The 24,456-nt window shown below is 59.6% G+C and carries 26 protein-coding genes; 11 read left to right on the top strand and 15 right to left on the bottom strand.

Going from position 1 to position 24,456, the window contains the following annotated elements:
• Genes ACM6IR_RS01560 through ACM6IR_RS01540 form a run of 5 tightly spaced genes read left to right on the top strand, consistent with a single transcriptional unit; the run spans position 1 to position 4,607 of the window.
• On the top strand, positions 1-1,989 hold the full coding sequence (locus tag ACM6IR_RS01560) for a heme lyase CcmF/NrfE family subunit (protein ID WP_414906067.1): 1,989 nt from the start codon (positions 1-3) through the stop codon (positions 1,987-1,989).
• Complete coding sequence (locus tag ACM6IR_RS01555; RefSeq protein WP_414906066.1) at positions 1,986-2,522, top strand: DsbE family thiol:disulfide interchange protein; 537 nt, start codon at positions 1,986-1,988, stop codon at positions 2,520-2,522. The genes ACM6IR_RS01560 and ACM6IR_RS01555 overlap by 4 nt, the downstream gene beginning before the upstream one ends.
• Positions 2,519-2,989, top strand: a complete 471-nt coding sequence (locus ACM6IR_RS01550; protein WP_201118798.1) for a cytochrome c-type biogenesis protein — start codon at positions 2,519-2,521, stop codon at positions 2,987-2,989. Before ACM6IR_RS01555 ends, ACM6IR_RS01550 begins: the two co-directional genes overlap by 4 nt.
• A complete protein-coding gene (gene ccmI / locus ACM6IR_RS01545) occupies positions 2,986-4,188 on the top strand; it encodes a c-type cytochrome biogenesis protein CcmI (protein WP_414906065.1) in 1,203 nt (400 codons plus the stop codon). The genes ACM6IR_RS01550 and ccmI overlap by 4 nt, the downstream gene beginning before the upstream one ends.
• A 14-nt stretch (positions 4,189-4,202) precedes the next feature.
• The gene (locus tag ACM6IR_RS01540) at positions 4,203-4,607 is read left to right on the top strand and encodes a hypothetical protein (protein ID WP_414906064.1); all 405 of its coding nucleotides are present in this window, start codon (positions 4,203-4,205) and stop codon (positions 4,605-4,607) included.
• Between the two features lie 57 nt (positions 4,608-4,664).
• Here the strand turns inward: ACM6IR_RS01540 and ACM6IR_RS01535 are convergent, their stop codons facing one another.
• From ACM6IR_RS01535 to ACM6IR_RS01515, 5 genes are all read right to left on the bottom strand, one after another.
• Entirely contained in the window at positions 4,665-5,240 is a 576-nt protein-coding gene (locus tag ACM6IR_RS01535) for a PIN domain-containing protein (RefSeq protein ID WP_414906063.1), read from the bottom strand.
• Positions 5,237-5,704, bottom strand: coding sequence for a helix-turn-helix domain-containing protein (locus tag ACM6IR_RS01530; RefSeq protein ID WP_414906062.1), 468 nt, complete (start codon positions 5,702-5,704; stop codon positions 5,237-5,239). The genes ACM6IR_RS01535 and ACM6IR_RS01530 overlap by 4 nt, the downstream gene beginning before the upstream one ends.
• A gap of 84 nt (positions 5,705-5,788) precedes the next feature.
• Positions 5,789-6,676, bottom strand: coding sequence for a LysR family transcriptional regulator (locus tag ACM6IR_RS01525; protein WP_414906061.1), 888 nt, complete (start codon positions 6,674-6,676; stop codon positions 5,789-5,791).
• 147 nt (positions 6,677-6,823) lie between these two features.
• The gene (locus tag ACM6IR_RS01520) at positions 6,824-7,543 is read right to left on the bottom strand and encodes an SDR family oxidoreductase (RefSeq protein ID WP_414906060.1); all 720 of its coding nucleotides are present in this window, start codon (positions 7,541-7,543) and stop codon (positions 6,824-6,826) included.
• Positions 7,544-7,593: 50 nt separating this feature from the next.
• Positions 7,594-8,250 carry a peroxiredoxin-like family protein gene (locus tag ACM6IR_RS01515; RefSeq protein WP_414906059.1) on the bottom strand — a complete coding sequence of 219 codons (657 nt, stop codon included), beginning with the start codon at positions 8,248-8,250 and terminating at the stop codon, positions 7,594-7,596.
• 222 nt (positions 8,251-8,472) lie between these two features.
• On the opposite strand from ACM6IR_RS01515, the gene ACM6IR_RS01510 reads away from it, so the two are divergent.
• Positions 8,473-8,685, top strand: a complete 213-nt coding sequence (locus ACM6IR_RS01510; RefSeq protein WP_414906058.1) for a type II toxin-antitoxin system HicA family toxin — start codon at positions 8,473-8,475, stop codon at positions 8,683-8,685.
• The gene (locus tag ACM6IR_RS01505) at positions 8,685-9,089 is read left to right on the top strand and encodes a type II toxin-antitoxin system HicB family antitoxin (RefSeq protein WP_201118776.1); all 405 of its coding nucleotides are present in this window, start codon (positions 8,685-8,687) and stop codon (positions 9,087-9,089) included. The genes ACM6IR_RS01510 and ACM6IR_RS01505 overlap by 1 nt, the downstream gene beginning before the upstream one ends.
• A gap of 71 nt (positions 9,090-9,160) precedes the next feature.
• Here the strand turns inward: ACM6IR_RS01505 and ACM6IR_RS01500 are convergent, their stop codons facing one another.
• On the bottom strand, positions 9,161-10,366 hold the full coding sequence (locus tag ACM6IR_RS01500; protein WP_414906057.1) for an MFS transporter: 1,206 nt from the start codon (positions 10,364-10,366) through the stop codon (positions 9,161-9,163).
• A gap of 237 nt (positions 10,367-10,603) precedes the next feature.
• Between ACM6IR_RS01500 and ACM6IR_RS01495 the strand changes: the two genes are divergently transcribed.
• Positions 10,604-11,233, top strand: coding sequence for a hypothetical protein (locus tag ACM6IR_RS01495; RefSeq protein ID WP_414906056.1), 630 nt, complete (start codon positions 10,604-10,606; stop codon positions 11,231-11,233).
• Positions 11,234-11,628: 395 nt separating this feature from the next.
• Here ACM6IR_RS01495 and ACM6IR_RS01490 read toward each other — a convergent pair whose 3' ends face one another.
• The 8 genes from ACM6IR_RS01490 to gcl form a co-directional block, all read right to left on the bottom strand.
• Positions 11,629-12,627, bottom strand: a complete 999-nt coding sequence (locus ACM6IR_RS01490) for a sulfate ABC transporter substrate-binding protein (protein ID WP_414906055.1) — start codon at positions 12,625-12,627, stop codon at positions 11,629-11,631.
• 102 nt (positions 12,628-12,729) lie between these two features.
• Positions 12,730-13,554, bottom strand: coding sequence for an ion transporter (locus ACM6IR_RS01485; RefSeq protein ID WP_414906054.1), 825 nt, complete (start codon positions 13,552-13,554; stop codon positions 12,730-12,732).
• Between the two features lie 21 nt (positions 13,555-13,575).
• A complete protein-coding gene (locus ACM6IR_RS01480) occupies positions 13,576-14,490 on the bottom strand; it encodes an urea transporter (RefSeq protein ID WP_414906053.1) in 915 nt (304 codons plus the stop codon).
• A 140-nt stretch (positions 14,491-14,630) separates the two neighbouring features.
• Positions 14,631-16,046 carry a pyruvate kinase gene (pyk, locus tag ACM6IR_RS01475; RefSeq protein ID WP_414906052.1) on the bottom strand — a complete coding sequence of 472 codons (1,416 nt, stop codon included), beginning with the start codon at positions 16,044-16,046 and terminating at the stop codon, positions 14,631-14,633.
• Positions 16,036-17,316 (bottom strand): glycerate kinase type-2 family protein, encoded by a 1,281-nt coding sequence (locus tag ACM6IR_RS01470; protein ID WP_414906051.1) that lies wholly within the window; start codon positions 17,314-17,316, stop codon positions 16,036-16,038. Before ACM6IR_RS01470 ends, pyk begins: the two co-directional genes overlap by 11 nt.
• Positions 17,317-17,469: 153 nt before the next feature.
• Positions 17,470-18,360 (bottom strand): 2-hydroxy-3-oxopropionate reductase, encoded by an 891-nt coding sequence (locus ACM6IR_RS01465; RefSeq protein ID WP_414906050.1) that lies wholly within the window; start codon positions 18,358-18,360, stop codon positions 17,470-17,472.
• Positions 18,361-18,474: 114 nt separating this feature from the next.
• Positions 18,475-19,257 (bottom strand): hydroxypyruvate isomerase, encoded by a 783-nt coding sequence (gene hyi / locus ACM6IR_RS01460; RefSeq protein ID WP_414906049.1) that lies wholly within the window; start codon positions 19,255-19,257, stop codon positions 18,475-18,477.
• A 143-nt stretch (positions 19,258-19,400) separates the two neighbouring features.
• Positions 19,401-21,176: a glyoxylate carboligase gene (gcl, locus tag ACM6IR_RS01455; protein WP_414906048.1), complete on the bottom strand. Its 1,776-nt coding sequence runs from the start codon at positions 21,174-21,176 to the stop codon at positions 19,401-19,403.
• A 266-nt stretch (positions 21,177-21,442) separates the two neighbouring features.
• Here gcl and ACM6IR_RS01450 point away from each other — a divergent pair, with 266 nt between their 5' ends.
• Together ACM6IR_RS01450 and ACM6IR_RS01445 are read left to right on the top strand one after the other, a co-directional pair.
• Positions 21,443-21,883, top strand: a complete 441-nt coding sequence (locus ACM6IR_RS01450) for a GlcG/HbpS family heme-binding protein (protein ID WP_414906047.1) — start codon at positions 21,443-21,445, stop codon at positions 21,881-21,883.
• Positions 21,884-22,082: 199 nt separating this feature from the next.
• Complete coding sequence (locus tag ACM6IR_RS01445) at positions 22,083-22,541, top strand: REP-associated tyrosine transposase (RefSeq protein ID WP_414906046.1); 459 nt, start codon at positions 22,083-22,085, stop codon at positions 22,539-22,541.
• 127 nt (positions 22,542-22,668) lie between these two features.
• Here ACM6IR_RS01445 and ACM6IR_RS01440 read toward each other — a convergent pair whose 3' ends face one another.
• Entirely contained in the window at positions 22,669-23,277 is a 609-nt protein-coding gene (locus ACM6IR_RS01440; RefSeq protein WP_414906045.1) for a TetR/AcrR family transcriptional regulator, read from the bottom strand.
• A gap of 144 nt (positions 23,278-23,421) precedes the next feature.
• Between ACM6IR_RS01440 and ACM6IR_RS01435 the strand changes: the two genes are divergently transcribed.
• Positions 23,422-24,336 (top strand): DUF808 domain-containing protein, encoded by a 915-nt coding sequence (locus ACM6IR_RS01435; protein ID WP_414906044.1) that lies wholly within the window; start codon positions 23,422-23,424, stop codon positions 24,334-24,336.
• Positions 24,337-24,456 lie beyond the last annotated feature (120 nt).

Below are 24,456 nucleotides of genomic sequence, written 5' to 3'. Positions count from 1 at the left end.
ATGACGTCCGGAATCTTTATCCCTGAACTGGGCCACCTGGCCATGATTCTGGCGCTGTGTTTCGCGTTGGTTCAGGCCATCGTGCCGTTGCTCGGTGCCTGGCGCGGTGACCGTTTGTGGATGAGCCTCGCTCAGCCGGCCGCCTGGGGCCAGTTCACCTTTCTGGTGTTCGCCTTCGGTTGCCTGACTTACGCGTTCATGACCGACGACTTCTCCGTCGCCTACGTCGCCAGCAACTCCAACAGCGCGTTGCCCTGGTACTACAAATTCAGCGCCGTCTGGGGCGCGCACGAAGGATCGTTGCTGCTCTGGGCATTGATTCTCGGTGGCTGGACGTTCGCGGTGTCGGTGTTCTCCCGGCAGTTGCCGCAGGTCATGTTGGCGCGGGTTCTGGCAGTAATGGGCATGATCAGCACGGGTTTCCTGCTGTTCCTGATCCTCACGTCCAACCCGTTCAAGCGCATCCTGCCGCAAGTGCCCGGCGATGGCGCCGACCTCAATCCGTTGCTGCAAGATATCGGCCTGATCGTTCACCCGCCGATGCTGTACATGGGTTACGTCGGTTTCTCGGTGGCATTCGCCTTCGCCATCGCGGCGCTGATGGGTGGTCGCCTTGATGCCGCGTGGGCGCGCTGGTCGCGTCCGTGGACCATCGTCGCCTGGGCGTTCCTGGGTATTGGCATCACCCTCGGTTCGTGGTGGGCCTACTACGAACTCGGTTGGGGTGGCTGGTGGTTCTGGGACCCGGTGGAAAACGCCTCCTTCATGCCTTGGCTGGTGGGTACGGCGCTGATTCACTCGTTGGCGGTCACAGAAAAACGGGGCGTGTTCAAGAGCTGGACCGTATTGCTGGCCATCGCCGCATTTTCGTTGAGCTTGCTCGGGACCTTCCTGGTGCGCTCTGGCGTGCTGACCTCGGTTCACGCGTTTGCGTCCGACCCTGAGCGCGGTGTGTTCATTCTGATTTTCCTGCTGTTCGTGGTCGGTGGTTCGCTGACGCTGTTCGCCCTGCGCGCGCCGGTGGTCAAGAGCCACGTCGGCTTCAACCTCTGGTCCCGGGAAACCCTGCTGCTGGGCAATAACCTGGTGCTGGTGGTGGCCGCGTCGATGATCCTGCTCGGCACGCTGTATCCATTGATTCTGGATGCGATGACGGGCGCCAAGCTGTCGGTGGGCCCGCCGTATTTCAACGCGCTGTTCATTCCGTTGATGGCCTTGTTGATGGTGGTGATGGCGGTCGGCATGCTGGTGCGCTGGAAAGACACCCCGGTCAAATGGCTGATGAACATGCTCACGCCAGTGTTGCTCGGCAGCGCAGCGTTGGCCGTTGTGGCCGGCATCGCCTATGGCGATTTCAACTGGGCGGTGATCGCGACCTTCATGCTTGCCGCGTGGGTATTGCTGGCCGGTGTGCGTGACATCTTCGACAAGACGCGTCACAAAGGCCTGATCAAAGGCCTGCCGACCCTGACCCGCAGCTATTGGGGCATGCAGGTCGCGCACTTGGGCATCGCCGTGTGCGCCCTGGGTGTCGTGCTGTCGAGCCAGAACAGTGCCGAGCGCGATTTGCGCCTGGCACCGGGCGAGTCCATGGACCTGGCCGGTTATCACTTTGTGTTCGAAGGCGCCAAGCACGTCGAAGGCCCGAACTTCACGTCCGACAAAGGCACCATTCGGGTGATCCGCGATGGCAAGGAAGTCAGCGTGCTGCACCCGGAAAAACGTCTCTACACCGTGCAGAGGTCGATGATGACCGAGGCCGGGATCGACGCAGGATTCACCCGCGACCTGTACGTCGCGCTCGGCGAACCGCTGGGCGATGGCGCCTGGGCTGTGCGCGTCCACGTCAAACCGTTTGTGCGCTGGATCTGGTTCGGTGGCCTGCTGACCGGTTTGGGCGGGTTGCTGGCGGCGCTGGATCGCCGTTATCGGGTCAAGGTGAAAAGCCGTGTGCGTGAAGCACTGGGCATGACAGGAGCCACTGCATGAGACGTTGGTTGTTGCTGTTACCACTGGCGATTTTTCTGGTGGTCGCCGTGTTTCTTTATCGCGGGCTGTACCTGGACCCGGCCGAGTTACCTTCGGCGATGATCAATAAGCCGTTCCCGGCGTTTTCCCTGCCAGCCGTGCAGGGCGACAAGACGCTGACCCAGGCTGACATTCTGGGTAAACCTGCGTTGGTCAACGTCTGGGGCACCTGGTGCATTTCCTGCCGGGTCGAGCACCCAGTGCTGAACAAGCTGGCCCAGCAGGGCGTGGTGCTTTATGGCATCAACTATAAGGACGTCAACACCGACGCCTTGAAGTGGCTGGTGGAATTCCACAACCCTTATCAACTCGACATCCGCGACGATGAAGGCACCCTCGGCCTGAACCTTGGTGTGTACGGCGCTCCGGAAACCTTCTTCATCGACGCTAAAGGCATCATCCGTGACAAATTCGTCGGCGTGATCGACGAGCAGGTCTGGCGCGAAAAACTGGCGGCCAAATATCAGGCGCTGGTCGACGAGGCCAAGCCATGAAGCGCTGGATAGCTGCCGCCGTTTTGGGTTTGAGCATGGCCGGCGTGGCACACGCCGCCATCGACACTTACGAGTTCGCCAAAGAAGGCGACCGTGAGCGCTTTCGCGAGCTGACCAAGGAACTGCGTTGCCCCAAGTGTCAGAATCAGGACATTGCCGACTCCAACGCACCGATCGCCGCGGACCTGCGCAAAGAGATTTTCCGCATGCTCGGCGAGGGCAAGGACGATCAGCAGATCATCGACTTCATGGTCGACCGCTACGGTGATTTCGTCCGCTATAAACCCGCCCTTAACGCGAAGACCGCCTTGCTCTGGTTCGGCCCGGCCGGCCTGTTGCTGGGCGGTTTTGTGATCATCGCCGTGATCGTCCGCCGTCGTCGCGTGCAACGCGCTGATACCAAGGATGAGCTTTCCTCTGATGAGCGCGAGCGCCTCGACCACCTGTTGGATAAAAACCAAGAATGATTGATTTCTGGCTCGCTGCAGGTCTGCTGCTTCTGGTTGCCCTGAGTTTTCTGCTGATCCCCGTTCTGCGTGGCCGCCGCGCCCAGCTTGAAGAGGATCGTACTGCCCTGAACGTCGCGCTGTACCAAGAGCGCGTGGCTGAGTTACAGACTCAGCAGGAAGAGGGCGTTCTCGACGCCGCGCAAATGGACACTGGCCGTGCCGAAGCGGCCCGTGAATTGCTGGCGGATACCGAAGGTGTCGCGGCGCCTCGCGTGTCGCGACTGGGCAAGCCATTGCCATTGCTGGCGGCGATTCTGGTGCCGGTGCTGGGGCTCGGGCTGTACCTGCATTTCGGGGCCAGCGACAAAGTCGAACTGACCCGCGAATTCTCCCAGGCGCCTCAATCGATGGAAGAGATGACCCGTCGCCTGGAGCGCGCGGTCGCGGCGCAACCGGACTCGGCTGAAGGCTTGTACTTCCTCGGTCGTACCTACATGGCCCAAGACCGTCCTGGCGATGCGGCGAAGATCTTCGAACGCACCGTGAACCTGGCCGGTCGTCAGCCGGAACTGCTGGGCCAATGGGCTCAAGCCCAATACTTCGCCGACGGCAAGAAGTGGTCGGACAAGGTTCAGGCGCTGACGGATGAAGCATTGAAAGCGGATCCGAAAGAAGTCACCAGTCTTGGTCTGCTCGGGATTGCTGCGTTTGAAAGCCAGCGGTATCAAGACGCGATCGACTACTGGAACCGGCTGCTGGCGCAACTGCCACCGGACGACAATTCCCGCACCGCGCTGCAAGGCGGAATCACCCGGGCCACCGAGAAACTCGAAGCCAGCGGTGGCAAGGTTGTCCAGGCACCTGCGGCCAAAGTTGCGGCGCTGCTCAAGGTGCGCGTGGATCTGGCGCCAGACCTGAAAGCCAGCGTCCAGCCGGGCGACAGCGTGTTCATCTTTGCGCGTGCCACCTCGGGTCCACCGGCACCGCTGGCCGCCAAGCGCCTGACCGTGGCCGACTTGCCGGCAACCGTCGAACTGGGCGATGCCGACGCAATGATGCCGCAGTTGAAACTGTCGAACTTCCCTGAAGTCCAACTGGTTGCACGCGTCTCCCGCGCCGGTCAACCGACTGCCGGGGAATGGATCGGTCGCAGCCAGCCTCTGGCCAGCAGCACCACCGCGCAGCAACAACTGACCATCGACAGCCCAGATAAATAATAGGAATAGCCGTTATGACCGCCATCGCTCGTATCACCCTGCTCAGTCTGGTTATGGGGCTGAGCGCTTGTGCGGTCCAACGGCCCGAGCCGACGACGCTGCCACCGATCCCGCCGTCGCAGCCCAGACCTACGCCGTCTACTTCACCCACGCCTGGCAAACCGGGCATTCCAGCCAAACCCGGCAAACCGATGCCAAGCACTTCCGCCAGCTTCGCGCCACCACCGGGTGGCAACAGCCATTGGGACGCCAAGCTCGGCGTCTATGTGCTGGATGACCAGCCCAATACCTTCTACCGCCAGCGCACCTACTACCGCTGGGACAACGGCTGGAGCCGGTCGATCAGCCCGAAAGGGCCTTGGGAAGAGACGGATATCCATGGCGTACCGGGTGGCCTGGGACGGCAATTCGGGCAGTAAACGGAAACGGCGATCTCAGGATCGCCGTTTTGCTGTTTGAAATGTGTGAAAAGAGATTTAGAGAATGGCCTGGTACGGAATCAAAACCCTGGACGACTTAATCAGGCCCTGACGTGACAGAAGGTGTAGATAGGCGTCGACACCCATAGGTGGCATTTTCAACTGCTGTCGTTGGCGTTGCGCTGCCGCGACCACTGCGGACGGGTCCAGGTCGAAGAGGTTGCCGACGAACTCGTCAGGATGCTGCGCCTCTATACCGAAAGGGCGCAGCGCTGTAGAGGGGAAGTCTTTCAGATTGAAAGTCACGATGACGCTGGCATTGCAGCAAATGGCGGCTGCCAGTACATGTCGATCGTTGATATCGGGGAGCGTTAGACCTTCGATCAGGTCTTCGTAGCCGGTAACGCAAGCGTCTGGTAAAGCCTGCGCCATCAACTCAGACGTGCGATCCAGTTGTTCTGCGGTCAAATCCGGACGTTTTTTGAGCAAATTGCGTTTCCATTCGTTATGTATCTCCTTTGACCATTTCGCTCTGAAACGTCCGGAGAGCGCGAGCCACATCAGAAAGTCTCTCAGGGGAGCGGGGTACAGCACACAGGCGTCATATACAGCGGTAAAAGAGGAATGCCTCACTCGTATCCTGTCCTTAACGCTTGTGCTTGTTCGGCGAGCAGCGTCATTGCTTGCTCGCTGGCACTGTCGCGCCGGTTTTTATAGTCCATCAAATCAGCAAAACGCACACGTCGGTGCTTGCCGGTTTTGTGGTAGGACAACTCGCCAGATTCCAGCAGTTTAATCAGGTGCGGGCGTGAGACGTTGAGCAGGTCAGCTGCTTCCTGGGTAGTCAATTCAGCGTGTACGGGGACTACTTTGACGGCGTTTCCCGCCGCGAGCTCTGCCAGGATGTCGACCAGCAGTCGGAGCGCTGAGGTGGGAAGTTCGACACTGTGAGCTTCGTTCTGCTCGTCGAAAATCTGAATGCGCTGGGTTTCGAATTGAGTTGCGAGGTAGGCTCCCAAGGTGCGCTGCCCCTCAATGGCAACTTGTACTTCGCGCTCCATGGGCAAGGAGATTGGTGAGTGATTGACAGGCGGCATGTCGGTTTCCAATATTCTGTATAAGTGAAATTGGCAGGCTATTCGAATTAATCGAATATCGCAATAAACGAAATAATCGAAATGTCAGTCTTCTTGCACCAACAACCCCTGCACATACTCCACAAACGCCCGAGCCTTGGCGCTGGCCATTCTGCCGGTCGGGAACACGGCCCACAGGTCCAGATTCGGCAGCCGCCAATCGCTCATCACTTCCCTGACCGCACCGCTGGCCAACTCGGGCGTAAACATCCACTCGGACGCCATGGTCAGCCCCTGATGGGCGAGCACGGCTTCACGCAAACCTTCGGCGGCGTTGACGCGGATTCGGCCGTTGATAATGACGGCTTGCTCCTCGGTCTTGTTGCGGAACTGCCAATTGGCGCCGCCACCCAATGTGTAAACGACTGCCTGATGCTTGCACAGGTCGGCCGGGCAGGTGGGTTCACCGTGTTTTTCGAAGTACGCCGGGGTACCCAGCACCACGCGTCGGCATTCGGCGATCTTGCGGGCCGTGAGGCCGGAGTCGCTCAAGGCCCCCATGCGCAGGGCGATGTCGACGCCTTCTTCCACGAGATTGACGTTGCGGTCGTCGAGCATCAGGTCGATGTTCAGTTCCGGGTTTTGCTCAAGGAACGGTCCGAGGTGTGGAACGATGTGCAGTCGGCCGAAAGTCACGGCGGCGCAAATGCGCAAGCTGCCGGTGAGGCCGCTGGCGGCACCGCGTGCGGCGTTGTCGGCCTCATCGGCTTCTTCGATGGCACGCTTGGATCGTTCGAAAAACGCCAGACCGGCTTCGGTGGGTGTCAGGCCGCGGGTCGAGCGTAAAAGCAGCCGGACAGCCAGCCGCGCCTCCAGTTGAGCGATGGCCTTCGACACGGCGGGCTGACCAATATTCAGGCGCCGGGCGGCGGCGGAAAATGAACCGGTTTCCACCACGTAGACGAAAGTTTCCATTGCGCTGAGGCGGTCCATCTTAAGTCCTTGTGCAGTGCTGGAAATCACCAGAGATCCACTGTGGGAGCGAGCCTGCTCGCGAAAGCGGTATCAGCTAACATCATTGTTGGATGTGAAGCCGCTTTCGCGAGCAGGCTCGCTCCCACAGGGGGATTGTGTTGCCGGTCAGAACGCGGCTTTGCCGATCGAAGCGCCTCCGTCGACAAACAAGGTTTGTCCGGTAATGAACCCGCTCTGCTCCGACAACAAAAACGCAATCGCCGCCGCGATTTCCTGGGGCTGACCCAAACGTCCCATCGGCACGCCGGCCAGGTAACGCGCCTCGCCCTCACTGCCCGGCGGATTGTTGGCGCGAAACAGTTCCGTTTCAGTCGGTCCCGGCGCCACGGCGTTTACCGTCACACCGGTTTGCGCCAGCTCCAGCGCCCATGATCGCGTGAAGCTGATCAGCGCCGCTTTGGCGGCGGCATAAGCCGTGCGTTGAGCGATGCCAAGCACGGTCAGGCTGGAGATGTTCACCACCCGGCCCCAGCCATTGGCGCGCATGTTCGGCAGCAGTGCTTGAGTGGCCTGCAAGGCCGAATGCAGGTTGACCCGCATCACGTCATCGAACGTTTCCAGGTCGATTTCGCCCAGCACTTGTGGGCGCACCAGGCCGACGTTATTCACCAGTCCGTCGAACTCGTAAGTCCTGGCCAGATCCGCCAGCACTTCCTGGGTCAGCGCCCGGTCGCTCAGGTCCAGCGGAAACAATATGCCCGGAAAGCTCAGGTCAGGTGATCGAGCAATGCCAACCACCCGGTGCCCCGCACGGTCCAGATGCTCGGCCACCGCTCGGCCAATGCCTTTGCTGGCGCCGGTGATGAGAAAGGTACGTCGGGTCATTGCAAGCTCCTTGAACGAACACACCGCGGGTCAGACGGCATTTGAAAGGGTCAGCCGCGAATAGCATCCAACATCGCTTCAGGCTCCGGACGCTGAGTGTAATCCGGGTTGACCTCGGCGTAACGAATCACGCCATCCTGACCGATGACATAACGCGCCGGCATCGGCAGCGTCCACGATGGATCGTCATTGAACGTCGGCAAGTCGTTGCGCAGATTCTTGTACAACTCAATCAGGTAATCCGGCAACTCGAAGCGCAAGCCAAAGGCGTCCGCTACATCGTTATGGGTATCGCTGAGGATCGGGAATTGCAGGCCGTTGGTGCGCACGGACTTGCGGCTGTTGGCGGCAATCTGGGGCGAAATCGCCACCAGGTTTGCGCCAGCGTCCAGCAACGTCGGCAGGAATGCCTGCAAGGCTTGCAGCTCCATATTGCAGTACGGGCACCAGACACCACGGTAAAAAGTCAGCACCAATGGACCTTTGGCCAGCAAATCGGCGGAAGACACCGGATGGCCATCGGGATCTTTAAGGGTGAACAGCGGTGCCTTGTCTCCGACTTTTAGTGCTTTGTTCGCCGCGCCGGATGCAATCAGCTCGGCAGTGGCGCGCTCCATGATCGGGTGGATTTCGGCCGGTGCGTTGTAGGGCGGTTTGCCGGCCTTGAAGTCGGCTTTGAAGGCATCGAGTTGTGCTTGAAGAGTCATGATCGTAGTCCTGGATGAGGAAGCCGGTTGGCTGAGATCGATAGTGACCCTGAGGCGGTGAGGGCGGAACGCGGGTGGGGGGCATAGGAGTCATGCCTGGGGGGAATGAGGCGGTCTGAATCACATGCTGTAAAACAACCGAACGTCGCTATACCGATTTATGTGCTTGAGTAAAGATAACTCTAGGGTTACGTTTGTTGGGCCTGAGCAAGGAGGCTACTGGTGCAGAGCAGGCAATTGATCAAGGAATTGGAGGAGGCCGGCTGGATACTGGATCGGATTACCGGCAGTCATCACCTCTTCAAACACCGATACAACCCGTACACGATACCCGTCCCGCATCCGAAAAAGGATTTGCCGATCGGGACGGTCAAAAGCATCAGGAGGCGAGCCGGGCTGTATTGCCCGGGAGCCAGTTACGCAGGAGATCCATAATGCAATATCCAATCTGTATCGAGTGGGGCGACGAGAACACCGCCATCGGTATTCAGATCCCCGATATTCCAGGCGCCGTAACGGCCGGGGATACGTTTGAAGATGCCTACAATGCGGCAGTCGAGATTGCGCACATCATGCTTCAGGAGATGGCCGCTGACGGCGAGTCGATTCCGATGCCTACGTCGGCGGCGGCTCATCGCGGCAATCCGGATTTTGCCGACATGGGCTGGGGCATGCTGGAGCTGGACATCGCGCCGTATATGGGCAAGACCGAGAAGGTCAACGTGACGCTGCCTGGCTATGTTATCCAGCGCATCGATCGATATGTGCGTGAACATAACGTCAAGAGCCGCTCTTCCTTTCTGGCCGATGCGGCGATGGAGAAGTTGGTTCGACATTGAGGGGCATCAGGTACATCGCATTCGCGGACAAGCCCGGTTCTTCAGGCGCTTGTCCGCGAAGCCTTTGGCGATTAAGCCGTTGCCAGCGAACGCTCCCGCGAAACACTCAAAAACCGCAGTAACGCCAACAACGGAAACACGCTCCCCACGATCACGATCCACAACCAGCCGCCGTGTTCATACACCACACTGGCCACCGAGGAACCAAACGCGCCACCGATAAAAATGCTGGTCATGTACAGCGCGTTCAGACGACTGCGGCTTTTGGCGTCGAGGGCGTACACCGCGCGTTGGCCGAGGACCATGTTCATCTGTACGCAGAAGTCGAGTACCACGCCGGTGACCGCGAGGCCGATGACGCTATAGAGCGGATGGACGAACGCTGGCAGGAAACTCAGGCTCGCGAACAACAAGGCCAGCAGCGAAGCGATGCGGGTATGTCCGGCATCGGCCAGTCGGCCGGCGATGGGCGCAGCGATGGCGCCGATGGCACCCACCAGGGCGAAGATCGCAATCTGTGTTTGTGACAGGCCATGATTGCGTGCCAGTTCGAGCGGCACGGCGGTCCAGAACAGACTGAACGTGGCGAACATGCAACCCTGGTAAAACGCGCGCTGACGCAATACCGGTTGCTGGCACAGCAGCGTCCACAGAGAACCCAGTAACTGGCCGTAAGAAGCGCTGTGATCAGGCTGGCGCTTGGGAATGGTCAGCGCCAGCACGATACTGATCGCCGCCATCAACCCCGCCGCAATCACAAACATCGCCCGCCAGCCGAAGTGGTCAGCCACCACGCTGGACACTGGCCGTGCCAATAGAATCCCCAGCAGCAATCCCCCCATGATCCCGCCGACCACTCGGCCACGGGACTCTTCCGGCGCGAGGTGCGCGGCGAGCGGAATCAGGATTTGCACGGACACCGAACTGAAACCCACCAACAGCGAGATGAGCAAAAACAGGTTCGGCTGATCGGTCCACGCTGCACCCAGCAGGCTGGCAATCGCCACCAGGGTGGTGATGATCATCAACCGGCGGTTCTCCAGCAGATCACCCAACGGCACCAGAAAGAACAGGCCCAGCGCGTAACCAATCTGGGTCAGCGAGACAATCAGGCTGGCCAGGGTGCTGGTCAGGCCGATGTCCGGCGCGATCAAACCAATGATCGGCTGGGCGTAGTAAATATTGGCCACAATGGCGCCGCAGCAGAAGGCGAACAGCAGCACCATGCCTCGGGTCATCGTCGCGGCGCCGTGAGGCATGTGGGTCGCTGGGTTCATAACAGGTCTCGCTGAACAATTGGGGGAATGCACGCAGGCTAAGCGGCAGGCCAAAACGGCGGAAGAGGGGTTGGCGTGATAGCACTCATTCCATTGCGCAATGAGTGACGCAGGTCTGGGCTGACCGCCGATGAACCTTGCGTCCGGACATAGAGCGCTGATAATACATTCACTTACATCCTGTTCGATAGCGTGCTTATGTTCACACCTAACGTTTCATAACCGGAAGGCACTTCCATGAATGCGATGTTCCGTCACCTGATTCGCGGCGCTTCAGCGTTTACCTTGATCACCTTATTCAGCGCGGGTCTGGCCCAGGCCACTGACGCGCCAGGCATGCGCATCGGGGTGCGTGGCGAGATCACCGAGGTCAGCCCTGACGTGTTGAAAGTCCACGTCAATAACGGTGAAAACGTAATCATCAATCTGACCAAAGACACGAAAATTCGCGCCGTCACCCTGGCCAACATCGATGACATCAAACCCGGCAGCTACATCGGTTCGGCAGCCATCCCGCAGGAAGATGGCACCCTCAAGGCGCTGGAAGTCCACGTCTTCCCACCGGAACTGGCCGGCAGCGGCGACGGCCATCGGCCCTTTGATCTGGTCAAGGGCAGCAGCATGACCAATGGCAGCGTGGGCGATTTGGTGGTCAGTAATGGCCGTGTTTTGACCGTCAACTACAAGGGCGGCCAGCAGAAGATTCTGGTGCCGGAGGACGTGCCGATCGTAAACCTGGTGCCGGGTGATCGCAGCTTGCTGAAGGTGGGAGTGAAGATCGTGACGTTCGTCACCCAAAGTGCCGACGGAACGCTGACAGCCCAATCCATCTCGGCCGGCAAGGACGGCGTAACCCCGCCGATGTAACTGCCCTGTCGCAGACGTGTGGGAGCGAGCCGGCTCCGGGCGGCGTTCCGACGAAGTGGGTAAACCTGCGGTGAAAATTGTGGCGAGGGAGCAATCTCCCTCACCACAGAGATTCGTAACGGATACCGGGTTATTGCGAGCAATCTGGTGCCCACAAAAAAGCGACCTGTGAAGGTTAATGAGAGTCAGTTAAGCCGTAACGCGATCTGTAGCAGCTGGCGCAGCCTGCGTTCGGCTGCAGGAGCGAAGCTTGCTCGCGAAGAACGATAACGCAGTGTGTCAAAACTGACGCCTTCGCGGGCAAGCCTCGCTCCTACAGCAGCCGAACGCAGGCTGCTACCAAGAGCGTGTTTCGCATTAACCTGAGAAGGTCGCTTTTTTGTTGGACTCAGGACTTACTGGCCGTTGTAAATCTGGTCAAAGATCCCGCCATCGTTGAAGTGGGTCTTCTGCACGGTGCGCCAGTCGCCAAAGGTTTTTTCCACGGACAGGAAATCCACCGCCGGGAAGCGATCGAGGTACTTGGCCAGCACCGCCGGATCACGCGGACGCAGGTAGTTCGCCGCTGCGATTTCCTGGCCTTCCGGCGACCACAGGTACTTCAGGTATTCCTCAGCCGCTGCGCGAGTGCCTTTTTTCTCGACCACTTTGTCGACCACCGACACCGGCGGCTCGGCTTCAGCAGAAACGCTCGGGTAGATCACTTCGAACTGGTCACGGCCGAACTCACGGGCAATCATTTCCGCTTCGTTTTCGAAGGTCACCAGCACGTCGCCGATCTGGTTGGTCATGAAAGTGGTGGTGGCTGCGCGACCGCCGGTATCGAGTACTGGCGCTTGTTTGAACAGTTTGCCGACGAAGTCTTTGGCCTTGTTTTCGTCACCGCCGTTTTTCAGTACATAACCCCAGGCCGACAGGTAGGTGTAGCGGCCGTTGCCCGAGGTTTTCGGGTTCGGCACGATCACTTGCACGCCGTCCTTGAGCAGGTCGGGCCAGTCTTTCAGGGCTTTGGGGTTGCCTTTGCGGACGATGAACACGGTGGCTGAGGTGAACGGTGCACTGTTAGTCGGCAGGCGGGTGACCCAGTTGTCGGGGACCAGTTTGCCATTGTCCGCCAGGGCGTTGATGTCGGTGGCCATGTTCATGGTGATGACGTCAGCCGGCAGGCCGTCGATCACCGAACGCGCCTGTTTGCTGGAGCCGCCGAAAGACATCTGCAAGATGATGTTTTCGTTGTGCTCGGCTTGCCAGTGTTTCTGGAAGGCAGTGTTGTAGTCTTTGTAGAAATCTCGCATCACGTCGTAGGAAACGTTAAGCAGGGTCGGTGCGGCCTGAGCAACACTGGTCAATGCCAGGCCGGCGGCCAGCAGTGAGGCGGCAAAGATTTTTTTCACTGCGCATTCCTTGTTCGAAAGGTTCTTATTCAAAAGTGAGGCGATTGGCCGGCGACTATAACTGCGCTCACATAGTCCCATAAAGATTAAAAAGCACTTTGCTTATTCCGTTTTTTTGAACAGCTGATTGCCGCAACGCGAGCAGAAAGCCGCCCCATGTTCATGGCTGTTTTTTTGGCACACCGGACAGTCGTGTTGCAGCTGTTCGCCGCGCATGGCATTGGCCAGTTCTGCGGTGAAAATCCCGGTCGGCACCGCGATAATCGAGTAACCGGTGATCATCACCAGCGACGAAATAACCTGACCCAGCGGTGTCTTCGGCACGATGTCGCCGAAGCCCACAGTGGTCAACGTCACGATAGCCCAATAGATGCCTTTGGGAATGCTGGTAAAGCCGTGTTCCGGACCTTCAATCACGTACATCAGCGTGCCGAACACGGTCACCAATGTGCAGACGCTGACCAGGAACACCACGATTTTCTGTTTGCTGCCGCGCAGCGCCGACATCAAATAGTTGGCTTGCTTGAGGTAGGGACTGAGTTTGAGCACGCGGAAAATCCGCAGCATCCGAATGATCCGGATGATCAGCAGGTACTGCGCATCGGCGTAATACAGCGCGAGGATGCCGGGCACGATCGCCAGTAAATCCACCAATCCATAGAAGCTGAACGCATAGCGCAATGGCTTGGGCGAGCAGTACAGGCGCAAGCCGTATTCGATGGCGAAGATGACTGTGAAGCCCCACTCGATATACGCCAGCACGTTGGCGTAGTTCTGGTGGATGGCATCGATGCTGTCGAGCATCACGATGATGATGCTCGCGAGGATGATCAATAGCAGGATGCCGTCGAAGCGACGTCCTGCCTTGGTGTCGCTGTGGAAAACCATGACGTAAAGCTCTTCACGCCAGTTTTTGCTGCTGTCCATGGATACCGCCTGAACCAATGATCAGCGAAGCCTAGGTTGATTCTCCTTCAAAGCGCAAGGCGCGCTGTCTATCGTTGTTTGGCGCAACAGGCGAAGGCCCGCGCGGGTCAGCCAGCAGGCGAGGATGAATGGCGCGGTGAGCGTGGCCAGACCGAGTGCGGCGAATGCCGGTGTGAGCAGTATCGCCAGCGCAATGCCCAGCAGCGGCAGCCAGGGGGGACGGCGAACATGGCTGAAGGCAAGGGCCGCCAACACGGGGTTGTAGCTGTTCAAGCCGAGCAATGCACTAGACGTTTCGTGATGCAGCAAGGCGAAGCCGAGGCCGGCAGCGGACGCCAGCAGCGCCCATAAAAACGCGCGGCGGTCGGCGATCAGCAAGCCGAGGGCTATCAGCGCCCCCGCCAATGGATGACCCAGAAACATCACCTGGCCAAGCCCCTTCAGTGAAGCGGCAAGCAGGTTGAGCGTGTTCAGTTCCAGCAGTGGCGCGGGGTGTTGGGGGGCGGCGAACAACAGTAGTAGCCAGCTTGTGCCGACAAAAGGCGCGGTGTAGGCGGGCGGGCAATGATGGTCGCGTGCGCGCTTGAGCCATTGCTCAGTGAGCATTGCACTCAGTCCGCCAGCGGCAATGATCACCAGTGGCAACATCGCTGACCAAGGGAAATAGAGACTCAGCAGCAAGCCGAGTAAAACACCGTTGTAACTGAACAGCCCGGCCTGACGATCGGCCTTGGCATAGTTGCGACGTTGCGCGGTGAGCAATCCGGCGACGCCACCCAACAGCGCACCGCCAAGCAGGGATGGCGCGGTAAAAAGAATCGCCAACAGGCACAGCAGACCGCACAGCGGATGGCGCTGGAGGAAGATCTGGCTGAAGCCGTTGAGCAGGGCAGTCGCCCAATCGGGGCAGTGGGTGTTGAAGTGGTTGGCAGGCATTTTTTATCTGTGTGTCAGGGGGACCGAGTTGCCTTCTTCGCGGGCAAGCCCCGCTCCTACGGATTTATGTCGACCACGATCGTTGCGAACGACTCAAACTGTAGGAGTGAGGCTTGCCCGCGAAGAGGCCGGCGCAGGCGTTAAATCAACGTCTCAATACGCAATGAGTTAGTCGACCCCGGCTGCCCGAAAGGCACACCAGCGGTGATCAATAACGTATCGCCACGCTTGGCCATGCCCTGCGCCTGCGCAATCTCCAACGCCGTCGAGCACACCTCATCCACCTGGCGCAGCCGGTCATTGACCACCGAATGCACGCCCCACGCCACCGTCAATCGGCGTGCGGTCTGCAAGTTCGGCGTCAGGTTCAGAATCGGTACCGTTGGCCGTTCCCGCGCCGCACGCAGACTCGACGTACCGGACTCGCTGTAGTTGACCAAGACCGCCACCGGCAGCACGTTACTGATACGACGGATCGCGCAGCTGATCGCATCGGACACGGTCGCTTCAGCCTTCGGCCGGCTCACATCCAGTTGCGTCTGATAGTCCGGACCGTTTTCCACCTGGCGGATGATTTTGCTCATCATCTGCACGGCTTCCAGCGGGTACTCGCCGGACGCGGTTTCCGCCGACAACATCACGGCATCGGCACCTTCGGCCACGGCGTTGGCAACATCAGTCACCTCAGCACGGGTCGGGGCCGGGGAGAAGCGCATCGACTCCAGCATCTGCGTCGCCACGACCACCGGTTTGCCCAGTTCGCGGCAAGTGCTGATGATGTTCTTCTGAATCTGCGGCACGCTTTCGGCTGGCACTTCAACGCCGAGATCTCCGCGAGCGACCATAATTGCGTCGCTCAACTCGGCGATTTCCCGCAGCTGTGTCACCGCCGATGGTTTCTCGATCTTGGCCATCAGAAACGCTTTGTCGCCGATCAGTTTGCGGGCTTCACGAATGTCTTCCGGACGCTGTACGAACGACAGCGCCACCCAGTCCACACCCAGCTCCAGACCGAAGTTCAAGTCGCGACGATCCTTGGCGGTCAACGGGCTCAGTTCCAGCACCGCTTGCGGCACGTTCACGCCTTTGCGGTCCGACAGCTCGCCGCCATTGAGTACGGTGGTGTCGATGGCATCGGCATACTTGGTCACGACACGCAGGCGCAGTTTGCCGTCGTCCAGCAGCAGGTCCATGCCCGGCTCCAGCGCCGCGATGATTTCCGGGTGCGGCAGGTTGACCCGACGTTCATCCCCCGGCGTCGGGTCCAGGTCCAAGCGCAAGGCCTGGCCACGATGCAATTGCACCTTGCCCACGGCGAACTTGCCGACCCGCAGTTTCGGACCTTGCAGGTCCATCAGAATCCCGAGCGGGTAATTGAGCTGGCGCTCGACTTCACGGATCCACTGATAGCGCTGGGCGTGGTCGGCGTGATCGCCATGGCTGAAGTTCAGGCGGAAGATGTTGACCCCGGCCAGCACCAGCTCACGGATGTTGTCGATCCCGTCGGTGGCCGGGCCGAGGGTGGCGAGGATTTTGACTTTTTTGTCAGGCGTCATGTTTAGGGCTCTCGAGAATCAGGATGGCGCGGAAGTCGTTGACGTTGGTACGGGTCGGCTCGGTGACGATCAGTGCGTCCAGCGCCTCGAAATAGCCGTAGCCATTGTTGTTATCCAATTCGTCGCTGGCGCTCAGACCCAGGGCGGTGGCGCGGGCGTAGCTGTCCGGGGTCATGATTGCGCCGGCGTTGTCTTCGGAGCCGTCAATGCCATCGGTGTCACCGGCCAGCGCGTAGACACCGGGCAGGCCTTTGAGGCTGTCGGTCAGGCTCAGCAGAAATTCGGCGTTGCGTCCGCCCCGGCCATTGCCGCGTACGGTGACGGTGGTTTCACCACCCGAGAGGATCACGCACGGCGCCGCCAATGGCTGGCCATGCAAGACCACTTGCCGCGCGATGCCGGCGTGAACCTTGGCCACCTCGCGGGATTCGCCTTCCAGGTCACCGAGGATCAGCGGGCTGAAACCGGCCTGGCGAGCTTTCACCGCGGCCGCTTCGAGCGACTGTTGTGGACGGGCGATCAACTGGAAGTAACTGCGTTCAAGGCTCGGATCGCCGGGTTTGACCGTCTCCGATTCCGCGCTTTGCAGCCAGTTGCGTACCGACGTCGTGACCTCGATGCCATAGCGCTTGAGGATTGCCAACGCTTCAGCCGAGGTGCTTGGGTCGGCCACAGTCGGGCCGGAGGCGATAACCGTGGCGAGGTCGCCCGGTACATCGGAAATCGCATAGGTATAAACAGTGGCAGGCCAGCAGGCTTTGCCCAGGCGGCCGCCTTTGATCGCGGAGAGGTGCTTGCGCACGCAGTTCATCTCGCCGATGGTTGCGCCGGATTTGAGCAGGGCTTTGTTGATGGATTGCTTGTCGGCGAGGGTAATGCCGGCCGCAGGGAGGGCCAGCAGGGCAGAGCCGCCGCCCGACAGCAGGAAGATCACGCGGTCGTCTTCGGTCAGGTTGCTGACCAGTTCCAGCACCCGTTTGGCCACGGCCAGACCCGCCGCGTCCGGCACCGGATGAGCGGCTTCGACGACTTCGATTTTTTCGCAGGGGGCGCCGTGGCCATAACGGGTCACCACCAGACCTGAGACTTCACCCTGCCAGCAGCGCTCGACGACTTGAGCCATGGCGGCTGCGGCTTTGCCGGCGCCAATGACGATCACCCGACCGCTGCGGTCTTTGGGTAAATGAGCTTCGAGGACTTGCTGTGGGTGGGCCGCGTCAATGGCTGTGGCGAACAGCTCGCGCAGGAATTGTTGTGGATCGACCGACATGGCGGGCTCCCGGGTTTTCTTGTTATTGGGGAAGACTGCTTGCCCTCTGTAGGAGCGAGGCTTGCCCGCGAACCGGACGCCACGGTATTTCTGCTGCACCGAGGCGATCCTTTCGCGGGCAAGCCTCGCTCCTACGAGGAGCGGGTGATTGGCTTATTTATCGCGAATCGAGAAATTCGCCATATGCTCCAGGCCCTTGATCAGCGCCGAGTGGTCCCAGTTGCTGCCACCGATGGCCGCGCAGGTGCTGAACACTTGCTGGGTGTTGGCGGTATTTGGCAGGTTGATGCCCAATTCGCGTGCGCCAGCCAGGGCCAGGTTGAGGTCTTTCTGGTGCAGGCTGATGCGGAAACCCGGGTCGAAAGTGCCTTTGATCATGCGCTCGCCGTGCACCTCGAGAATCTTCGAGGAGGCGAAACCGCCCATCAGTGCTTCACGGACCTTGGCCGGATCAGCACCGTTTTTCGACGCGAACAACAGGGCCTCGGCCACGGCCTGGATGTTCAGCGCCACGATGATCTGGTTGGCCACTTTCGCGGTTTGACCGTCGCCGTTGCCGCCCACCAGGGTGATGTTCTTGCCCATGGCCTGAAACAGCGGCAGAGCGCGTTCGAAGGCATCGGCATCGCCACCGACCATGATGCTCAGGGTCGCAGCCTTGGCGCCGACTTCACCGCCGGACACCGGCGCGTCGAGGTACTGAGCGCCTTTTTCGTTGATTTTTGCCGCGAACGCTTTGGTAGCCGTTGGCGAGATCGAGCTCATGTCGATCACGATTTTGCCTTTGCCAACACCGGCCGCAACGCCGTCGGCACGGAACAGCACGTCATCGACCTGTGGGGTATCCGGGACCATGACGATGATGAATTCGGCTTCCTGAGCGACTTCTTTCGGGTTCGCCAGAGCGACAGCGCCACCGGCGATCAGGTCGGCCGGCGCAGCGTCGTGATGCGCCGACAGGAACAGGCTGTGACCGGCTTTCTGCAGGTTCAATGCCATTGGGTGGCCCATGATGCCGGTGCCGATAAATCCGATTTTAGCCATGAGAAAATCCTCTTGTTTTTATTGCTCTGTTCGCGAAATTCGTGGGGTGTCGGCGAGGGCGCCTTCGCGGGCAAGCCTCGCTCCTACAGCGAAGAACGATGACGCGGTCTCGGATCAGATCGCGTTATGGGTTTTGAGCCAGCCCAAACCCGCTTCCGTGGTGGTCAGCGGTTTGTACTCACAGCCAATCCACCCCTGATAACCGATGCGGTCCAGGTGTTCGAACAGGAAGCGGTAGTTGATTTCACCGGTGCCTGGTTCGTTGCGCCCCGGGTTGTCGGCCAACTGGATGTGGTTGATCTCGCCCAAGTGCGTGGCCATGGTGCGGGCCAGGTCGCCCTCCATGATTTGCATGTGGTAGATGTCGTATTGCAGGAACAGGTTGGTGCTACCGACCTGTTCGCGAATCGACAGGGCTTGCGCCGTGTTGTTCAGGTAGAAACCCGGGATGTCACGGGTGTTGATCGCTTCCATCACCAGTTTGATGCCCGCCGCTTGCAGCTTGTCGGCCGCATATTTGAGGTTGGCGACGAAGGTTTTTTCCACGGTCGCATCGTCGATGCCTTGTGGACGAATACCTGCCAGGCAGTTGACTTGGGTGTTGCCCAGCACTTTGGCGTAAGCAATGGCCAGGTCGACACCGGCGCGGAACTCCTCAACCCGGTCCGGCAGGCACGCGATACCGCGTTCGCCCTTGGCCCAGTCACCGGCTGGCAGGTTGAACAGCACCTGGGTCAGGCCGTTGGCATCGAGTTTGGCCTTGATCTCGGCGGAACTGAAGTCGTAAGGAAACAGGTATTCGACACCACTGAAACCGGCCTTGGCGGCCGCTTCAAAACGGGAAAGAAAATCCTGCTCAGTGAACAGCATGGACAGGTTGGCTGCGAAACGCGGCATGGTGGTCTCCTGTAAAAGTAGGTGCCTGTAGCAGCTGCCGAGGAACGAGGCTGCGTTGGGCTGCGAAGCGGCCCTCGACGGCGGTCCTGCGGACACGCAACGCAGCCTCGTACCTCGGCAGCTGCTACAGGTATCAGGTCAACTTAATCGAGCAGCGAAATCGCGGTCGGCGCGTCGTTGCCGACCAGCGCCAGGTCTTCGAATTCATTGACGGCGTTGATTTCGGTACCCATGGAAATGTTGGTCACACGCTCCAGAATAATCTCCACGATCACCGGCACCTTGAACTCTTCGATCAGTTCCTGAGCCTTGCGCAGGGCCGGCTGGATCTGATCCGGTTCGAACACACGCAGGGCCTTGCAGCCGAGGCCTTCGGCGACGGCGACGTGATCGACACCGTAACCGTTGAGTTCCGGAGCGTTCAGGTTATCGAAGGACAGCTGCACGCAGTAGTCCATGTCGAAACCGCGCTGAGCCTGACGAATCAGCCCCAGGTACGAGTTGTTGACCACCACGTGGATGTACGGCAGCTTGAACTGCGCGCCCACCGCCAATTCTTCGATCATGAACTGGAAGTCGTAGTCGCCCGACAGTGCCACGACCTTGCGGGTCGGATCGGCCTTGACCACGCCCAGCGCAGCCGGGATGGTCCAGCCCAATGGACCGGCCTGGCCGCAGTTGATCCAGTGACGCGGTTTGTAGACGTGCAGGAACTGCGCACCGGCAATCTGCGACAGACCGATGGTGCTGACGTAGCAGGTGTCTTTGCCGAACACCTGGTTCATTTCTTCGTAAACGCGCTGCGGCTTGACCGGTACGTTGTCGAAGTGAGTCTTGCGCTGCAGGCTGGCCTTGCGCTGCTGGCAGTCTTGCAACCAGGCACTGCGGTTTTTCAGCTTGCCGGCGGCTTGCCATTCGCGAGCAACTTCGATGAACACAGTCAGCGCGGCAGCAGCGTCGGACACGATGCCCAGGTCCGGGTTGAACACGCGACCGATTTGCGTTGGCTCGATGTCGACGTGAATGAACTTGCGGCCTTCGGTGTACACGTCGATCGAACCGGTGTGACGGTTGGCCCAACGGTTACCGACACCCAGCACCACGTCGGACTTGAGCAGCGTGGCGTTGCCGTAGCGGTGCGAAGTCTGCAAACCGACCATGCCGACCATCAATGGATGATCGTCCGGGATCGTGCCCCAGCCCATCAGGGTCGGGATCACAGGAATACCGGTCAACTCGGCGAACTCCACCAGCAATTCGCTGGCATCGGCATTGATGATGCCGCCACCGGCCACCAGCAGTGGACGCTCGGCCTGATCGAGCATGGCCAGGGCCTTCTCGATTTGCACGCGGTTAGCGGATGGCTTGGCCAGCGGCAGTGGTTCGTAGGCGTCGATGTCAAATTCGATTTCAGCCATCTGCACGTCGAACGGCAAGTCGATCAGCACCGGGCCTGGACGGCCGGAGCGCATTTCGTAGAAGGCTTTCTGGAACGCATAAGGCACCTGGCCCGGTTCCATGACGGTGGTTGCCCACTTGGTCACTGGCTTGACGATGGTCGTGATGTCGACCGCCTGGAAGTCTTCCTTGTGCATACGGGCGCGGGGTGCTTGCCCGGTGATGCAAAGGATCGGGATCGAGTCGGCCGAGGCGCTGTAGAGCCCGGTGACCATGTCAGTACCGGCAGGCCCGGAAGTACCGATGCACACGCCGATGTTGCCGGCCTTGGTGCGGGTGTAGCCCTCGGCCATGTGCGAGGCGCCTTCAACGTGGCGAGCGAGGACGTGATCAATGCCGCCGACCTTTTGCAGGGCGGAGTACAGAGGGTTGATGGCTGCACCCGGGATGCCAAAAGCGGTATCAACCCCTTCACGGCGCATCACCAGAACGGCGGCTTCGATTGCTCTCATTTTGCTCATGGTTTTGTGCCTCTTACGTTTTGTAATTGTATACAAGTGGCTTTGCGCAGAGTGTATTCACGGCGGACGGCGCAGGTCAATCCATTTTCTCAAGCGGTCGTTTCATTCGTCGGAAGCCGGTTCTGCTGTGGCTTTTCGTCGCATGTGGCGCTTTTCGAAAATTATTGTATACAAAAAAATAAGTTGTTGTGTTCTATTTGTCCTATCGGACTTCTGAACAAAACGAAGGCCTACCGCTTTCCGTATAACAAAATGAGGACGGCACCATGAGCGCTTTAACCTTGAAAGTTGCAGTCAACCTGACCAGTCAGGCCATCTCCGCGGGACGGGCAATCTCGGCGGCTCCGTTAACCATTGCCGTGCTGGACGCCGGTGGGCACCTGGTGTCCCTGCAGCGCGAAGACGGCGCCAGCCTGCTACGCCCGCAGATCGCCATCGGCAAAGCCTGGGGCGCCATCGCCCTGGGCAAAGGCTCACGCCTGCTGGCGCTGGACGCACAACAACGCCCGGCGTTCATCGCGGCTTTGAACAGCCTCGGGCAGGGCAGCGTGGTGCCGGCACCGGGCGGTGTGTTGATTCGGGATCAGGAAGGGAACGTGTTAGGGGCGGTGGGGATCAGTGGTGATCTTTCTGATGTCGATGAGCAATGCGCAATCAATGCGATCGAGGCGTTGGGATTGCGGGCGGATGCGGGGGTTAGTGCTTGATTAATGGGTGACTGACCTACCGCTTTCGCCAGCAGGCTGGCTCCCACAGGTGGATTATCTGAGTGTCAGAGATCCATTGTGGGAGCCAGCCTGCTGGCGATGGCGGTCTACCAGACACATCCAGCTAAAAATTCGCTCCGCCCTCCGGCTATCCGAGGTCTAGCCTTTTTCGTGACTTCACTATGAAAAGGGCAAAGGAATGCCGGATTTAGCCGCTTCACATCGCCTGCGTGTCGGCCGCTATGCAGAACAGAACCGCATCTATCTTTTGACTACCAACACATTCGACCGGGAACCTGCTTTTAAGGATTTCGCCTTGGGCAGATTAGTCGTCGCACAATTTCGCGCCGCACAAGAGCAAGGATGTGCCAACTCATTGGCCTGGGTTGTCATGCCTGATCACTTTCATTGGTTGATCGAATTGCAGCAGGGGTCTCTGAGTGGACTGATGCAGAAGGCCAAATCGTTGTGTACCAAAGCGGTGAACCTAGCCACCGATCGAAAGATCAGTCTCTGGCAACGGGGCTTTCACGACCGAGCATTACGACGAGATGAAGACTTGGTGAAACTGGCGCGGTATGTCGTGGCCAACCCATTGCGTGCAGGATTGGTAGAGCGCCTTGGCGACTATCCGCTGTGGGATGCCATCTGGGTTTGATCAAAAACCGGATCGTCGCAATCGCCAGCAGGCTGGCTCCCACAGTGGATCTTCAGTGATCACTAATTTTGCTTTCAACACAAAACCCTGTGGGAGCGAGCCTGCTCGCGAATAGCCGCGCTACGGCTTACCGGTCCGGCTCACACCCCTTGAGCACCAACCGGATGATCGTCTGCGCCGCCGCTTCGTAATCTTCTTCATCGAGCTTGGCCTTGCCGGTAATGGCTGTGATCTGCCAGTCAAAGTCGGCGTAGGTCTGGGTTGCGGCCCAGATGCTGAACATCAGGTGATTGGGGTCGATGGGGGCGATCTGGCCGCGGTCGATCCAGGTCTGGATGCAGTCGATGTTGTGCTTGGCCTGACCATTGAGTTGCTCGACCAGGTCGGCGCTCAGGTGCGGGGCGCCGTGCATGATTTCGCTGGCGAACACCTTGGAGGCGAAGGGCAGGTCGCGGGAGATGCGGATTTTCGAACGGATGTAGCCGCTGAGCACTTCGCTGGGCACGCCGTCGGCGTTGAACGGTGTCGAGGCCTGCAGGATCGGCTCGATGATGCTTTCAAGGACCTCGCGGTAGAGGTTTTCCTTGGATTTGAAGTAGTAGTAGACGTTGGGCTTGGGCAATCCCGCCTTGGCTGCGATGTCGCTGGTTTTGGTCGCAGCGAAGCCCTTGTCGGCAAATTCTTCACTGGCGGCACGCAGGATCAATTCTTTGTTGCGCTCGCGGATAGTGCTCATAAACCAGGTGATTCCTTGCCTGTTCTGGCGGTTGCGCATGTTAGCACCGGCCTCGCGCGGCGCTCAAGAATGCGAGTCGGTGGCTGGCAAACACCTTGAGCGCTATGCTTCGCGCACTTTGTTTGTGTAAGGGAAGCCTGACCCATGGCAGGAAGCAGTTTACTGGTGCTGCTCGACGACATCGCCGCGGTACTCGACGACGTTGCGTTGATGACCAAAATGGCCGCGAAGAAGACGGCCGGCGTGCTCGGCGACGACCTGGCGCTTAATGCCCAGCAAGTCAGTGGTGTGCGTGCCGAACGGGAAATCCCGGTGGTCTGGGCCGTGGCCAAGGGCTCGTTTCGCAACAAACTGATCCTGGTACCGTCGGCACTGGCCATCAGCGCATTCATTCCGTGGCTGGTCACGCCACTGTTGATGGTCGGTGGTGCTTATCTGTGCTTCGAAGGGTTCGAGAAACTGGCCCACAAGTTCCTGCATAGCCAGGCTGAAGATGACGCCGAACATGCACAACTGGTCGAGGCGGTGGCCGATCCGGTGACCGATCTGGTGGCGTTCGAGCAGGACAAGATCAAAGGCGCCATCCGCACTGACTTCATTCTTTCGGCGGAAATCATCGCCATCACGTTGGGTACCGTGGCGGGGGCGTCGCTGACTCAGCAGGTGATCGTGCTGTCGGGCATTGCCATCATCATGACCGTTGGTGTCTATGGCCTGGTGGCGGGCATCGTCAAACTCGACGACCTGGGCCTGTGGCTGACCCAGAAGCCCGGGCAGATGGCCAAAAGCATCGGCGCCGGGATATTGCGTACGGCGCCGTACATGATGAAAAGCCTGTCGGTGATCGGCACGGCAGCGATGTTCCTGGTGGGCGGCGGGATTCTCACGCACGGCGTGCCGGTGGTACATCACTGGATTGAAAGCGTCAGCACGGGGGCGGGCAGCGCCGGGTTTATCGTGCCGACGTTATTGAATGCGGTGGCGGGGATTGTGGCGGGTGCGGTGGTGCTGGCCGGGGTGATGGCTTTCAGCAAGATCTGGAAGTTGGTGAAAGGCTAAAACTGTGCGAGCCTGCTCGCGAATGCGGTCTGACAATCAACGCATGGGTTGACTGATACACCGCTTTCGCGAGCAGGCTCGCTCCCACTGGGAATTTGAAAAAGGCCATTCGATTCGCAT

This window comes from Pseudomonas sp. IT-P253, assembly GCF_949768125.1.
Taxonomy (GTDB): domain Bacteria; phylum Pseudomonadota; class Gammaproteobacteria; order Pseudomonadales; family Pseudomonadaceae; genus Aquipseudomonas.
This window is presented reverse-complemented; position numbering and strand designations above follow the sequence as displayed.